Genomic DNA, 14785 nt, shown 5'->3' on the forward strand with positions numbered 1-14785 from the left:
AATCAGTGGGGGATGAAAGCCGACTAAGATTGTCACGTCCTGTGGCAAACATTGGCACTAGCACGTCTGTGCGTTGGTAAACCCCCACTGATTGAAGTTTCACTTATCATACGTACGGAGGTTTCACCATTGAAAAAGAGGAATCATAATATTCGAGATATCATCTATATTCATTTGAATGAACGTGAGCAATATGTCATGACGTACGGAATTGAATTTTCTGAGTTCACACAAGCTTTGTTCGATTCGATAAACAATCTGCTATTGTTAAAGCATCGCTATGATGATGCTGACTTTAATATGCACACCTTACATGAATATGTATCAAAAGACAAGCTGAGAAAGCTAATGGATAAAGATGTATATGGGTATGGTGATTTCTGTTGGATTGATTTCGAAGAAGAAGAGGATTTAAATGAGCTTTCGGGCCAAGCCATCGCAGAGCTTTTATACATTGGCCATTTGAAGGAGCATTTGAAACCGCCCTTTTATAATAATTTGAGCAATCGGTATGTTTATTTAGCCCATGATGACGGCTGGTTTAATAAAACGTATTATCGGGATTTTAATGATTTTTTCCGAATGCTTGGGGAAGTCATTCCTGAAAAGATGGTCCATACAAAGGTAGAGAAATCATTGCTTGGCTTGAAGAAAAAGGACTTGGCACGAAAAAGATCACTTATCGCCTTCGAGATTGGTTGTTTAGCCGCCAACGCTATTGGGGGGAGCCGATTCCAATTATTCATTGGGAAGATGGCACGAGTTCAGCTGTACCTGAAGACCAACTGCCATTAATTCTTCCAAAAACAACTGAAATAAAGCCGTCTGGAACGGGTGAGTCACCGCTCGCCAATATTGAAGAGTGGGTAAATGTGGTGGACCCAGTAACAGGCAAAAAAGGCCGCAGAGAAACAAACACGATGCCGCAATGGGCAGGCAGCTGCTGGTATTACCTGCGCTACATTGATCCACACAACAGTGAAGCGCTTGCGGATGCAGATAAACTGAAGGAATGGCTTCCAGTTGATATTTACATCGGTGGGGCAGAGCATGCCGTTCTTCACCTTCTATATGCTCGTTTCTGGCATAAAGTTCTGTATGATATCGGTGTTGTTCATACGAAGGAACCGTTCCAAAAGCTATTTAATCAGGGAATGATTCTTGGAGAAGGCAATGAAAAAATGAGTAAATCAAAAGGTAATGTTGTCAATCCTGATGACATTATTGAAAGTCACGGGGCAGATACGCTTCGATTATATGAAATGTTTATGGGACCGCTTGATGCATCCATTGCTTGGTCTACAAATGGTCTTGACGGATCCAGAAGATTCCTTGACCGTATATGGCGCTTGTTCATTGAAGAAAACGGAAGTCTAAATCCGAAAATTCAGGAGAGTGATGAAGCAAGCAAACTTGAAAAGGTATATCACCAAACAGTGAAAAAGGTAACAGAGGACTATGAAGGTTTACGCTTCAATACTGCTATTTCTCAAATGATGGTATTTATTAATGAAGCTTATAAAACAACAACAGTTCTTCCTAAACATTTCATGGAGGGCTTTGTGAAATTGCTTTCACCTATTACTCCTCATATTGCTGAAGAGCTATGGAGAAAGCTTGGCCATAGTGAAACGATCGCTTACGAAGCTTGGCCAGCATTCGATGAAGCAAAACTAGTCGATGATGAAGTAGAAATTGTTATCCAAATCAATGGAAAAGTAAAAGCGAAATTACTTGTCCCATCAGATGCCCAAAAGGATGCACTTGAAAAAATCGCTATGGATGACCAAACAGTAAAAGAGCAAATCGATGGAAAAACTATTCGTAAAGTCATCGCTGTTCCAGGAAAACTTGTCAACATAGTAGCCAATTAAAAAGGAATATTGTGCATGGCCTTCTCTAAGTTTCTAAATAATAATTTTACGTCCTCCGATTGCCTTTTCGGAGGATGTTTTTTAATATTAGCATAGGGGAAAAACTTAAGGTTGTGGAAGAAAGGGAGTTTTTGATGAGTATCGAGATTATTACTACGGAAGAATTGGATAAGAAGCTGCAAGCCGGTGAGAAGCTAGAGCTTATTGATGTTAGAGAAGATGAAGAAGTGGCTCAAGGGATGATTCCGGGAGCCAAACATATTCGAATGATGACAATTCCAGAAAACTTGGACTATTTTGATAAAGAAAAGGAATACATCTTTATTTGCCGGTCAGGAAATCGCAGTCAAAATGTATGCCATTACATGCAGGACCAAGGCTACAAAGTCCGCAACATGGTTGGCGGCATGCTGGACTGGACAGGTGAGGTTGAATTTAAATAAAACGCAACTTACTGGACAGGTTTAGGTGATATTCAGAAAACCTGTCCAACAAAAGTGATTTACTGGACAGGTTTCGCGGTATTTCTGGAAAGCTGTCCAAGAAACCCGAGTTACTGGACAGGTTTCGGAGTTTTTCCGTAAAGCTGTCCAAGAAACCCGAGTTACTGGACAAGTTTCGTAGTTTTTCCAAAAAGCTGTCCAAGAAACTTGGATTTCTAAACATTTCCTTGCATTGTCTAAAACCTGCGATAGAGCGAGTTCACTTCTGAATACGGGGAGTGAATTGTTTTTTTTGAAAAATAAATGTTGATTCCTTTTTTAAGAATAACTTATAGTTAAAGACGTACAGAAGCTTTAAGGAGGACTAACAGTGAAACCTATTTATAAAGGCAAAACAAAAGATGTATATGCACTAGAGGACGGAAATTATTTATTAAAGTTTAAAGATGATGTAACAGGAGAAAATGGAGTATTTGATCCAGGTGCCAATACGGTAGGTTTAACACTGGAGGGTGCAGGTCGTGCGGGATTAAGCCTGACTAAATTCTTTTTTGAAATTTTAAAGGAAAAGGGAATTCCCACTCATTATATTGATGCAAACATTGAAGAGGCTACGATGACAGTGAAGCCTGCTACCGTTTTTGGCAACGGCCTTGAAGTCATTTGCCGCTATAAGGCAGTCGGAAGCTTTCTTCGTCGCTACGGGATGTACGCTGAGGAGGGACAGGCCCTTGATGCGTTTGTAGAAGTAACGATTAAGGATGATGACCGACAGGACCCGCCAATCAGCGAGGATGCACTTGATATGCTGGGAGTCCTTTCGAAAGCTGAATATTCCGTACTAAAGGACTTAACAAAGCAAATCGGACAAGTGGTAAAAGATGAGCTTGAGAAAAAAGACATTGAATTATATGATATTAAATTTGAATTTGGCAGAGTCGGCGAAGACAAACAAATCGTTTTAATCGATGAAATTTCAGGTGGAAATATGAGGGCTTATAAAAATGGCAACTATATTGAACCGCTGGAATTAGAAAAATTAATGTTAGAAAAATAATAGATTTTATTTAGTAAAAGTGGCTGGCATAAAGTTAGCCGCTTTTTCTTATGCCCATTATTCAGTTTTAAAAACAGATTATTCCGTCAATAATGATAAAAAAGCAGAAAGGATAGGCCCCTTATGATTAAAGTGAAATTATTTGACCACGAGCATGAGAAGGATCTGGAGCTTGAAATGAACCGTTTTTTAGAAAAGATAGAAGAAAAAAAGCTAATGGATATAAAATACAATGTAGCCGCCGTACATGAGGATGAAGATGAGCAGATTTATTGTTTTTCAGCGATGATTATTTATAGAGCCTGATAGAATCTCAGGCTCTAATTTCATTAGAGGGAATTTGCAGTAAGAGCCGCATTCACACCTGCTAGCCTTCCTGTTACAAGTGCAGAAGTAATATTATATCCCCCTGTATAGCCGTGGATGTCAAGAATTTCCCCGCAAAAGAACAATCCTGTCATTAGTTTAGAAGCCATTGTCTTCGGATCAACCTCTTTTACTGAAACTCCACCTCCGGTCACAAAAGCTTTTTCAAGCGGAAGGGTTCCATTGACGGTAAACTGAAACATTTTACAGTTCTTCACAAAGGTTCTTACTTTTTCATTGGAAATATTAGCTCCCTGTGCTGAAGGGTCAATCCCGCTTTTCTCAAGTAAGAAAAGCAGATACCTTTCCGGCAGCAGCCCTTTTAATAAATTTTTGATGCTTTTTTTCGGTTCAGACTTAATTCCTAACAAGATTTCCTGATATAAAGGTTCTTCCTTTTTATCAGAAAGGGCATCAATACTCATGGTGACTTCTTTCAAATTCCATTTCTTCATTGCTTTTACAACGAATTGACTGCATCTAAGAACCGCAGGCCCGCTAACGCCAAAGTGAGTGAAAATCATATCCATTTTATGAGTAATTAATGCTTTTCCTTTAGGATTTAACACACTTAATGCAACGCTGCGAAGAGAAAGTCCTTGCAGAGATTTGTCCTTAATAAATGGCTCTGCCGAAGTAACAGGGACCTCTGTCGGAAATAACTCAGTAATCGTATGCCCCGCCTTTTCAGCCCACGCATATCCGTCTCCAGTTGAACCTGTATGGGGCACAGATTTTCCTCCGACTGCCATCACAACTGCTTCCGCCTCGAAGATTTCTCCGCTTCTTAGCTCAACCGCCTTTACGGAACCATCTGAATAATGGACATTTTTAACAGGACTGTTTGTTTTAATATCTACTTTTAGTTCGCTCAGTTTTGAAAGTAAAGCATCCACAACCGATTGTGCCTTGTCTGTCACAGGAAACATCCGACCGTGATCCTCTTCCTTTAGCTTAATGCCCAGATTCTCGAAAAACTTAATAATATCCTCGTTGCTAAAAAGAGAAAAGGCACTGTATAAAAATCGTCCATTCCCCGGAATATGTTTAATAATTTCATCAATCGGCAGCCTGTTCGTCACATTGCATCTACCGCCGCCTGAAATGGCAAGCTTTCTGCCAAGCTTGTCCCCTTTATCGATAAGCAGCACTCTAGCTTTCTGCTCAGCAGCCCCAATCGCAGCCATTAAACCGGATGGCCCGCCGCCAATCACAATTACATTATATTTCATTTATTCACCAACTTAGCCTTCAGTCTTAAAATCTTATTCATTATATACGAAATGTGGGTAGTTTCATAACCCTACAACAATAGGGACTTATTTGCGAAAAAATTATTGCCATAAACTATCTCTAGGTAGCAATCCTTCTTAAAGAAGAGTAAACTACAAATAGTGTGCAAATTTCGTTTTGCGCTTTTTCTTTTAAAGGAAGGGATAATAATTTATGTCATCTAAGCTTTTAAGGGGGACCTTTATCTTAACCCTTGGCACGATTATTTCAAAGGTACTGGGGTTATTTTACGTCATACCGTTTTATCATATAGTTGGGGATGAAGGGAATGCCCTTTATACCTTTGCATACATTCCTTATACGATATTTATTAGTATTGCTACTGCCGGGGTACCGTTAGCAGTTTCAAAATTTATTTCAAAATATAATGCTTTAGAAGAATATGCTGTTGGCAGAAAGCTTTTTAAATCCGGTTTGCTTGTCATGATGGGAACGGGGCTTATCGCCTTTATAGCATTGTATCTATTAGCTCCATTGATAGCAGAAATTAGCCCCCATAATGAGTCTGTCACTGCTGAGAACGGGGCAACTGTCATTCGAGCAGTGAGCTTCGCACTTATTCTTGTTCCTATTATGAGTCTCATCCGAGGCTTCTTTCAGGGGCATCAGTCAATGGGACCTTCTGCTTTATCACAAGTCATTGAACAGATTGTTCGAATTACTTTCGTACTTGTAGGTGCGTATATCGTTTTACATATCATGAAGGGAAGTCTTGTTACCGCGGTTAGTGTAGCAACCTTTGCGGCCTTTATTGGCGCTATTGGAGGATTAGCCAGTTTATTATGGTACTGGTATAAACGGAGACCTTATTTAGATGAGCTGCTCTTGAATGATAAAGGTACAATGGAAATTTCTCTAAAGGAAATGTATAAGGAAATCATCGTTTATGCAGCACCTTTCGTTTTTGTCGGAATTGCAAATCCGCTTTTTCAGTTTATTGATCAGCTGACCTTTGATAGAGCGATGGCCTCGATTGGATTAAAGGATGAAGCAGTTACAGCTTTTGCCGTATTAACATTCCAAACGCATAAGCTTGTCATTATTCCGGTATCTTTAGCTACAGCCTTTTCGTTAACATTGGTGCCTAGCATTACAAAAGCATTTGTGGAAGAGGATCGATCCAGTTTAAATCATCAATTAAATCAGGCTTTTCAGGTTTTATTATTTTTAACACTTCCGGCGGTTGTTGGTCTCTCTTTACTTGCAGAGCCGATTTTTACACTATTTTATGATCATAAGGAATTAGGTACAGAAGTGTTAAGGGCTTACGCACCTGTAGCGATATTATTTGCATATTACCTAGTAACAGCGGCGATTTTACAAGGAATAAATGAGCAGCGCTATACTGTATTAAGTTTGCTCGTCGGTTTACTGATAAAATTGAGCTTAAATATTCCGCTTATTAAGGTATTAGAAACAAATGGAGCTGTTCTCGCAACAGCTATTGGCTATGCAGCTGCTATATTAATTAATTTATTTGTTATTAAAACATATGCGAAGTACCCATTTAAACTTGTGTTAAGAAGAGGGCTTTTAATAGTCCTATTTACGTTATTCATGTTCTTAGGCACAGGAATTGCGTATAAGATTCTTACACTCTTCTTATCTCCTGCATCCAGTTTTCAGGCTTTAATCATCGTCCTTATTTGTGCAGCAATTGGTGCTGGTATTTACTTCTATTTAAGCTTTAAAACAAGATTAGTGTATTTCTTATTTGGCCAAAAGGTCGATCGTGTCATGAAAAAATTAAGACTGCGTTCATAATAGGGGGCTACTTAAATGCGCATAGATAAAATGCTAGCCAATTTAGGCTACGGAAGCAGAAAGGATGTTAAGAAGCTGCTTAAAGATGGGGTTGTTGAGGTAAATGATCAAAAAGTGAAGGACCCTAAACAACATGTTGATCCAGATAAAGATACAGTAACGATAAACGGAGAAGTTGTAGAATACAAGGAATTCATTTATTTAATGCTGAATAAGCCTCAAGGCGTCATCTCGGCAACCGAAGATTCTGAGCATGAAACGGTTTTAGATTTGTTAGAAATGGAGGATCTCGTATTCTCGCCTTTTCCGGTCGGGCGTCTCGATAAAGATACAGAGGGACTTCTGCTGTTAACAAATGATGGCCAGTTGGCCCATCGCCTTCTTTCGCCTAAAAAGCATGTCCCGAAAACTTATTTTGCTGTTATTAATAGTGAAGTAACGGAAGAGGACGTTGCTGCTTTTAAAAGGGGTGTCATCCTTGATGACGGATACCAAACGAAACCTGGGGACCTAAAAATACTTAAATCTGGAATGACTTCCGATATTGAGCTTACGATTACTGAAGGGAAATTTCATCAAGTAAAAAGGATGTTTGAAGCTGTGGGGAAGCGGGTTATGTATTTACAAAGGCTCTCCATGGGGCCGCTCAAGCTAGATGTAACATTGGAGCTTGGAGAATACCGGGAATTAACGGATGAGGAAATTACGCAGTTAATGGAATATGAAGCCAAATAAAAATCGCCACGACAGGCGATTTTTTTTATGTGCATTATATTAGGATGATATTTTTACTTTTCGTTTGGTCGTTGTCCATTTTCCTCGAGTTGGACTTTTGACAAGGTCGTTATAAACAAGAACATTTAGATCTCTTTGAATGGTGCGAGGAGTAATACCAAATTCCTCTACAAGCTCTTGAGTTGTTACAGTTCCGCGCTTATTAATAAACATGTAGACGGATTTGATACGGTTTAACATCCGGTTAGTTGAAGGTTTCAAAGAACCACTCCCTATCCTTTTTTCAAACCAATGGCAATTACCTGCAACCGACAGCTTCGTTTGAAGAAACATGTCCTTCAAGCAAATGTAGTTTTCTTTTCCGCAGCCATCTCCTTTTCTAATTTCAGTTTTTTTCCAAAATATCATCCTTTACAATCATTGTACCCCTATTTTTTGATAATTTCTACTTTATTGCAGAATTTACGAAAGATTAATAAAACCGCCCCTCTCTGAATTTCTTAATTAAACATATGGATCTTTGAGTTGTCCTATGTTTGGAAAATTCGAAATGGGATAAACTTCCCGTATCCTGTTTGAATGAATTTTTATATAATCAAACTTTGTTAGGGTTACGTATTTGAGCTGGTGGGACAAGGAACCTCTGTCCTAAATAAAATTGAAAGGATGGAAGGCATTTGCAAGAACAATCTTTGCGGGATCAATTGGTGTTTCCTAAAGAAAATGTATATTTTGCCTTTGTTGCTTTATTTAGTATTCTCGCGTATATCTTTTTAGCGTTTTCGGTTGTTGGAATTATTTTTATTATCGTTATTATTTTCCTATCGGTTGTACTCCATGGAATTATGATGGGCGGCATTAGACGGAACGGTGTGAAAATCAGCAGGAATCAGTTTCCTGATCTTTATGAAAAGGCTGAAATGACTGCAAAGGATATAGGGCTTACAGTGATGCCTGATATTTATGTCATAGAATCAGAAGGAGTCTTAAATGCCTTCGCAACCCGTTTCTTTAGAAAAAATATGGTCGTTCTTTACTCCGGAATATTCGAATTAATAGAAAGAAATGCTGAAAAGGAAGTATTATTTGTCCTTGCACATGAATTTGCCCATTTAAAAAGGAAGCATGTAATCATAAGCTTTCTACTTTTGCCAGCGATGTGGGTTCCGTTTCTCGGCAATGCCTATTTAAGGGCTTGTGAATATACGTGTGATCGTTATGCAGCATTTTACATTGAGTCGTTCGATGCGGCAAAGGATGCCTTAACGATGCTTGCGATCGGCAAGGAATTATATCCAAAGGTCAATAAGCAAGCCTATATGGAACAGCTTCAAACCGAACATGGATTTTTTGTCTGGCTGAATGAGAAATTATCCACACACCCTCATTTGCCGAAGAGAATCTATGCTTTGTCCCGATTTTTTTCCGAGGATTCAACATTTGAATTGAAGGAGCCTAAGGGGAAGGTTTGGTTTGGTATTATTGGTGCAGGAGTAGCTGTTGTCATTTTGTCAGCAGGCATTTTTGTCGGAATGAAAGCAATAGAGAAAATGGATTTTTGGTCTGAAATTACATCGGGAATTGAAGGGGCTACCCCTCTCATGAATGCAGCCAGTGAAAATGATACAGAAACCATTCAGTCTTTATTATCAGATGGCGTAGAAATTGACGCACAAGATTTAGAAGGTTCAACGGCACTACAATGGGCTGTGTACAATGGGAGCCTGGAAGCGGCTGAATTGCTCCTAGAACATGGGGCAGACCCTAATTCCATTGATACTTATGAATCTAGCCCGCTTATTAATGCAGTATACAATGATGATGTTGCAATGGCAGAGCTGCTTTTACAAAATGGAGCAGATCCTAGTTATCAGGATTCAGAGGGCTATACAGCCTATGATTATGCAGTTGATTTTGGCAATGAAGACTTGATCAAATTATTAAAACAATAAAGTGGAAACTGCTCTTCAGTTGGAGAGCAGTTTTTATTTTGTTCATAAGAAACTTTTTCCATTATGGATTCGTACTAAAGAAATGGGAGGAGAAGGAATGAACCTATTAAATGTAGATATTAAACAGGCAGGCTATGAAAAGGATCAAGCAATTATACATAATATACAATTTGAAGTTGGAACAGGAGAACTTATTGGGCTGATTGGTCCAAATGGGGCAGGGAAGAGTACAACTATTAAGACCATTCTTGGCTTACTAGAAAATATAAAGGGAGAGGTAACCTTCCAGCCCGAAGCTAAATATTCTTATATTCCGGAAAGGCCTATCTTTTATGATGAGCTCACTTTATGGGAGCATTTAGACTTTATTGCATCAGCGGAAGGGTTAAGTGATAAAAACTATAAAGACCAGGCAAAGGAATTGCTAGTGCAATATAAACTGGCTGAGCATGCACATGAGTTTCCAGGTAAATACTCCAAAGGAATGCAGCAGAAGGCGATGCTGATATTATCCATGATTACTAATCCAGATATATATATCATTGATGAGCCTTTTATTGGATTGGATCCAAATGCAATGAAGCTTTTTCTTGAATCGATTCAGCGTGAACGTGAAAGAGGAGCAGGTATTCTTATGTCTACTCATGTTTTGGATACAGCAGAAAAGGTATGTGACCGTTTTTTAATTGTCCATAAGGGAGAGCTTAAAGCAGCCGGGACTTTAGATGAAATTAGAACTCAATGTCATCTACCTAATGGTTCACTCTATGATTGCTTTCATTTAATTGCGGAAGGCCATGAAGATGAATAGCTGGAACATATTTGCAGATCGGTTAGTTAGAGGGTGGAAATATCAATATGGTGTGATCCGTTCGATTGCCGATTGGACAATCATCCTTTACTTAATTATCCCGGCTAGTGCCATCTTTTTGATGATGTACCGTACATGGTGGCTGGAACCGCCTGCGTGGATTGCAAACATTCCATTATTCTTGCTGTTCTTTGTCCTTTATTTATTTTCATGGAGCGGAAACATTCGTACGTTCGTACAGGAAGCAGACAAAGTATTTTTAATAAAAAATCAGCCAATCTTTCTTGGAATGAAAAAATGGGGGTATGCCTACTCAATCCTTTCACAAGTTATACAAATAGCTGTTTCCATCTTTGTTTTTCTTCCATTCTTAAGAAAACATTATTTTCTCGATTGGCAGCAGATCATTTCGCTATTCATTTTCTTTATTGTACTGAATACCATGATTTTATTTTTAAAATTCTTAATGAGAAAAATAGAGACAAGGCTAAAAAGGATTGCAGCTGGAATTCTATTATTCATTCTTTTAAGTTGGTCTAGTCAACTTATATTTTTACTTTGGGAAAAAGGTTTTCTTTTTCCAATCTATTTATGCAGTGCCTTATTAATGATTATTTCCATTTTTCAAAGCTTGCGATCGATCCAAAAAGTCTCATCCATCGATCAAGATATTTCCCTGGGCAATGAAGCCAAAATGAAGAATATAGACTTAATCTTTAAGCTTTCACATGATATAGAAAAGCCGGTTATCGTTTCTAAAAGAACAAAGCCCCTTTTATTCCGCCGTTCAAAACGAATTTTTAAAAATCGTAAAGAGATTAACGGGTATATAGAGCTATTTATTAAAATCTTTATTAGAAACTATTCATATATAGGGGGATATTTACAGATCATATCCGTGACAACAGCAGCAATTGTCATTATCCCGCCACTTTGGATAAAAGCTCTTATTTTCATAGGCTTTCTTATTATGATGTATTCATGGCTTTCATTAGTTTGGGATAGGGTGACAACATCCAATCCGATCAGCAAGAAATACAGTGAAAGTACCTATTATTTTGCTGCGAGAAAAAGGACAGTTACAGCCTTTTTCGTTTTAGCCATTCTTCTAATTGGGATATTCATTACTTGTTGGCTTTTCGTTTTCATGCAATTCGGATTTAGACCAGCGATGTTTGGTCGTTAATTCACCAAGTGTGTTCCACTTAAAAGAGAGATATAATAAATCAGAGGTCGCACAACGATACATTTCTTAGCAAAGAACAAAGGAGGAAGAGCTATGAGTACTATTAATTGGCAGCAAGAAGTCGAAAACAGAAAAGAAGCTCTGCTTGAGGATACAAAAAAACTTTTACAAATAAAAAGTGTGTTAGATGAAGAAAACTCAACAGAGGCGGCTCCTTTAGGTGAAGGGGTAAAGGAAGCACTTGATTTTATGCTGAAGCTTGGAGAAAAAGATGGGTTTACTCCTAAGAATGTGGGTAACCTTGCTGGTCACTTGGAGTTTGGACAGGGGGATGAGATTGTCGGGATTCTCTGCCATGTCGATGTTGTACCTGAAGGAGACGGATGGTCGAGCGATCCATACGGCGCCGAAATTCATGACGGAAAAATGTATGCGAGAGGAGCAATTGATGATAAAGGGCCAACAATGGCAGCTTATTATGCGATGAAAATTGTGAAGGAGCTCAGGCTTCCGTTGAATAAGCGAGTACGTATGATTATAGGTACAGATGAAGAAAGTGATTGGCGCTGTGTAGAGCATTATTTTAAACATGAAGAAATGCCAGTAATGGGATTTGCGCCGGATGCTGATTTTCCGATTATTTATGCAGAGAAGGGAATTTCTGACTTTGACCTAGTTCAAGGAACTGTAGAGATTCAAGAAAAAGATTTTCAAGTAGAGGTACTAAGCTTCCAATCAGGCAGAAGATATAATATGGTCCCTGATTTTGCTCGGGCAGCTCTTGGCGTACAATATGAGTCTATAGAAATTATTCAAAAATATACCGGCTTTCTAAGTCAGTATGAGCTTAAAGGGAAGTATTACATAGATAACGGTGAATTAATATTGGAAACTGAAGGAGTTTCCGCTCATGGAATGGAGCCTGACCACGGGAAAAATGCCGGTCTATATTTGGCTGAGTTTCTTACACAATTGAAATTGGATTCCAGGGCAGACCAATTTTTAAAATTTGTATCCACCTATTTTTGGGAGGATTCCCGTGGGAAAAAGCTTGGGATCGATTATAAGGATGATATTACAGGAGATTTAACAATTAACGTAGGAAAGCTTGTTTATACGCAAGCCGAGGGCGGAAGGCTAGGTCTAAATCTGCGCTATCCAGTAACAAACAAAATGGAAGAAACAAAACATAGGCTTGAAAGCATTCTAAAGGAAGAAAATGTTTCAATAGAGAATTTTACAGATTCGAAGCCACACCATGTGGAAGAGGATGACTTCTTAATCCAGACATTAAAAAAAGTGTACGAAGAGCAAACAGGCAAGGGAGCTGAGTTGCTTTCCATCGGGGGCGGAACATATGCCCGTTCCTTGAAATCAGGTGTTGCATTTGGACCGTTATTCCCTGGGAGAGAAGATGTAGCTCATCAAAAGGATGAACATATCTATATTGAAGATATATTAAAAGCTGCTGCTATATATGCTCAGGCCATCTATGAGCTTGCCAAGTAAGAAAAATATTTGTTAAAATTGCTCCGAAGTTACGAAATACTAGGATGAGGAAGAGGCGACAAGCATGGAGTATGTCATCATTAATGGGGAGTTTATTAACCGTACTGAGGCCAAGATTGATATCGAGGATCGCGGGTATCAATTTGGCGATGGAGTTTACGAAGTCATTCGGGTCTACAACGGGAAGATGTTTACAGCCAAAGAGCATCTAGAGCGTCTGATTGAAAGCGGAAAAAAGATTAACATGAAGATAGCCGATTCCGTAGAGGAATTAAGGAATATGCTCTCTGAATTGATTGAAAAGAATCAACTTACAATGGGTACGATCTATATGCAGGTTACTAGAGGAATCTCTCCAAGAAGTCATGCTTTTCCAAGTTCTGATATTCACCAAACATTTGTAGCAAATACGAAAGCAGTCGATAGACCGGTTGAAAACATGAAAACAGGTGTGAAAACGATTTTGGTAGAGGACATTCGCTGGCTACTCTGTGACATTAAAAGTCTTAATCTTCTAGGTAATATAATGGCAAAGCAAAAGGCTGTAGAAGCAGGCTGTTTTGAGGCTATCCAGCACCGCGGGGACACCGTAACAGAAGGAAGCTCATCGAATGTTTCCATCATTAAGGATGGAAAGGTGATTACCCATCCAGCCAATAACCTTATTCTAAATGGGATCACGAGACAAAAGGTTATAGAAGTTTGCCGGAGCAACGATATTCCTGTTGAGGTAAGAGCTTTCACATTGGAAGAACTGAAAAAGGCTGATGAAGCATTTATCTCAGGAACAACGGTTGAGGTCACCCCAATTATTGAAATTGATGGAGAGAAAGTAGGTAATGGTGCACCGGGTGCATTAACTAAACATATTCAAGAGCTATTTAATCAAGCCATTGAAAAGGAATGTGGCAGTCTTTAAAATAGGAAAGAACCAGTATATGAGATGCTGGTTCTTTTTTAACTTCATTCGGCAGAAGTTTTCCTCTTCTATAAGTGGGAGTTCAAACTCCGGCGGATGCCTCAGATTTTTTAAAAGGAAATTATCGAGCAAGCTCGACAAAATCTGGGCGCAATTTCGCCAAGGTGAAATTGATTAATGGAGGGATAAGAATGGGAAGTCAGGCACATTTTTTCTATGCTGTCAGTTTGCCAAGTACAACAAAGCTAAAGATAAAGGAAGAATGTTCGATATTAAAGAGGAATCTTCCATTTCAACGGTGGGTACACCATGAGGATCTTCATATCACTTTGGCGTTTCTCGGGTCGGCTGAAAAAGAAATGCTTCAAGCCTCACAAGTTCTAATTGAAAAGGGATTAGAAGACCAAAAGGCTCTTACTCTTCAAATAAATAAACTAGGTGTATTTGGCAGAGAGGATTCACCAAGAATTTTTTGGGCAGATACATATAAGGAAGAGAGGCTGAATACCATTCGGGATATCGTTTTTTCAGCATGTGCTGGAGCCGGCTTTGAATTGGAGACAAGACCATTTAAGCCGCATATTACACTGGCTAGAAAATGGACAGGGGATTCCCCTTTTCATACAAGCCTGTTGAATGAACACAATCCATATAATGATTCACCTCTATCCTTTACAGCTAATGAAGTTGTTTTATACCAAACACATTTAGACAAATCACCAAAATATGAAAGAATCGCCAGCTTTCCATTGGCGGATGAATAAAATAGGCATACAATAAGAAAAGCGGAAGCTCCTTCGGAACAATTAAAGGACAATTGTTCCTGCGACGAATATTCGCAGTAGCTTTCCTTTGTGGTCACCCCCGACAAGCACA

Annotated in this window: 13 protein-coding genes and 1 pseudogene; 12 read left to right on the plus strand and 2 right to left on the minus strand. The window is 38.9% G+C overall.

Features of this window, described 5'->3' with window-relative positions:
• Positions 1-629: 629 nt before the first annotated feature.
• The 4 genes and pseudogenes from leuS to V7149_RS08155 form a co-directional block, all read left to right on the plus strand.
• A pseudogene (gene leuS, locus V7149_RS08140) lies at positions 630-1874 on the plus strand (leucine--tRNA ligase); the annotation flags it as partial.
• 134 nt (positions 1875-2008) lie between these two features.
• Positions 2009-2317, plus strand: a complete 309-nt coding sequence (locus tag V7149_RS08145) for a rhodanese-like domain-containing protein (protein ID WP_438824098.1) — start codon at positions 2009-2011, stop codon at positions 2315-2317.
• A gap of 370 nt (positions 2318-2687) precedes the next feature.
• Positions 2688-3374: a phosphoribosylaminoimidazolesuccinocarboxamide synthase gene (locus tag V7149_RS08150; RefSeq protein ID WP_335345149.1), complete on the plus strand. Its 687-nt coding sequence runs from the start codon at positions 2688-2690 to the stop codon at positions 3372-3374.
• 123 nt (positions 3375-3497) lie between these two features.
• On the plus strand, positions 3498-3680 hold the full coding sequence (locus tag V7149_RS08155) for a sporulation protein Cse60 (RefSeq protein WP_335345150.1): 183 nt from the start codon (positions 3498-3500) through the stop codon (positions 3678-3680).
• Between the two features lie 23 nt (positions 3681-3703).
• Here the strand turns inward: V7149_RS08155 and V7149_RS08160 are convergent, their stop codons facing one another.
• Entirely contained in the window at positions 3704-4972 is a 1269-nt protein-coding gene (locus tag V7149_RS08160; RefSeq protein ID WP_335345151.1) for an NAD(P)/FAD-dependent oxidoreductase, read from the minus strand.
• A gap of 214 nt (positions 4973-5186) precedes the next feature.
• Between V7149_RS08160 and V7149_RS08165 the strand changes: the two genes are divergently transcribed.
• Entirely contained in the window at positions 5187-6797 is a 1611-nt protein-coding gene (locus tag V7149_RS08165; RefSeq protein WP_335345152.1) for a putative polysaccharide biosynthesis protein, read from the plus strand.
• Positions 6798-6812: 15 nt separating this feature from the next.
• A complete protein-coding gene (locus tag V7149_RS08170; protein WP_335345153.1) occupies positions 6813-7532 on the plus strand; it encodes a pseudouridine synthase in 720 nt (239 codons plus the stop codon).
• 39 nt (positions 7533-7571) lie between these two features.
• Here V7149_RS08170 and V7149_RS08175 read toward each other — a convergent pair whose 3' ends face one another.
• Positions 7572-7793, minus strand: a complete 222-nt coding sequence (locus V7149_RS08175) for a DeoR family transcriptional regulator (RefSeq protein WP_066294579.1) — start codon at positions 7791-7793, stop codon at positions 7572-7574.
• Between the two features lie 416 nt (positions 7794-8209).
• Between V7149_RS08175 and V7149_RS08180 the strand changes: the two genes are divergently transcribed.
• The 6 genes from V7149_RS08180 (at position 8210) to thpR (ending at position 14673) form a co-directional block, all read left to right on the plus strand.
• Positions 8210-9484 carry a M48 family metallopeptidase gene (locus V7149_RS08180; protein ID WP_335345154.1) on the plus strand — a complete coding sequence of 425 codons (1275 nt, stop codon included), beginning with the start codon at positions 8210-8212 and terminating at the stop codon, positions 9482-9484.
• Positions 9485-9581: 97 nt separating this feature from the next.
• A complete protein-coding gene (locus V7149_RS08185) occupies positions 9582-10295 on the plus strand; it encodes an ABC transporter ATP-binding protein (RefSeq protein WP_335345155.1) in 714 nt (237 codons plus the stop codon).
• Complete coding sequence (locus V7149_RS08190) at positions 10288-11481, plus strand: ABC transporter permease (RefSeq protein ID WP_335345156.1); 1194 nt, start codon at positions 10288-10290, stop codon at positions 11479-11481. The genes V7149_RS08185 and V7149_RS08190 overlap by 8 nt, the downstream gene beginning before the upstream one ends.
• Before the next feature lie 93 nt (positions 11482-11574).
• Entirely contained in the window at positions 11575-12990 is a 1416-nt protein-coding gene (gene pepV, locus V7149_RS08195; RefSeq protein WP_335345157.1) for a dipeptidase PepV, read from the plus strand.
• Between the two features lie 64 nt (positions 12991-13054).
• Entirely contained in the window at positions 13055-13909 is an 855-nt protein-coding gene (dat, locus tag V7149_RS08200; RefSeq protein ID WP_335345158.1) for a D-amino-acid transaminase, read from the plus strand.
• A 191-nt stretch (positions 13910-14100) separates the two neighbouring features.
• Entirely contained in the window at positions 14101-14673 is a 573-nt protein-coding gene (gene thpR / locus V7149_RS08205; RefSeq protein ID WP_335345159.1) for an RNA 2',3'-cyclic phosphodiesterase, read from the plus strand.
• The last annotated feature ends 112 nt before the right edge of the window (positions 14674-14785 follow it).

This window comes from Bacillus sp. JJ1503, from assembly GCF_036965125.1.
Lineage (GTDB): Bacteria > Bacillota > Bacilli > Bacillales > Cytobacillaceae > Cytobacillus.

Coding starts and splice junctions, on each gene's coding strand:
- V7149_RS08145 (WP_438824098.1), top strand. CDS start 2,009: ATGAGTATCGAGATTATTACTACGGAAGAATTGGATAAGAAGCTGCAA.
- V7149_RS08155 (WP_335345150.1), top strand. CDS start 3,498: ATGATTAAAGTGAAATTATTTGACCACGAGCATGAGAAGGATCTGGAG.
- V7149_RS08160 (WP_335345151.1), bottom strand. CDS start 4,972: ATGAAATATAATGTAATTGTGATTGGCGGCGGGCCATCCGGTTTAATG.
- V7149_RS08165 (WP_335345152.1), top strand. CDS start 5,187: ATGTCATCTAAGCTTTTAAGGGGGACCTTTATCTTAACCCTTGGCACG.
- V7149_RS08170 (WP_335345153.1), top strand. CDS start 6,813: ATGCGCATAGATAAAATGCTAGCCAATTTAGGCTACGGAAGCAGAAAG.
- V7149_RS08185 (WP_335345155.1), top strand. CDS start 9,582: ATGAACCTATTAAATGTAGATATTAAACAGGCAGGCTATGAAAAGGAT.
- V7149_RS08190 (WP_335345156.1), top strand. CDS start 10,288: ATGAATAGCTGGAACATATTTGCAGATCGGTTAGTTAGAGGGTGGAAA.
- pepV (WP_335345157.1), top strand. CDS start 11,575: ATGAGTACTATTAATTGGCAGCAAGAAGTCGAAAACAGAAAAGAAGCT.
- dat (WP_335345158.1), top strand. CDS start 13,055: ATGGAGTATGTCATCATTAATGGGGAGTTTATTAACCGTACTGAGGCC.
- thpR (WP_335345159.1), top strand. CDS start 14,101: ATGGGAAGTCAGGCACATTTTTTCTATGCTGTCAGTTTGCCAAGTACA.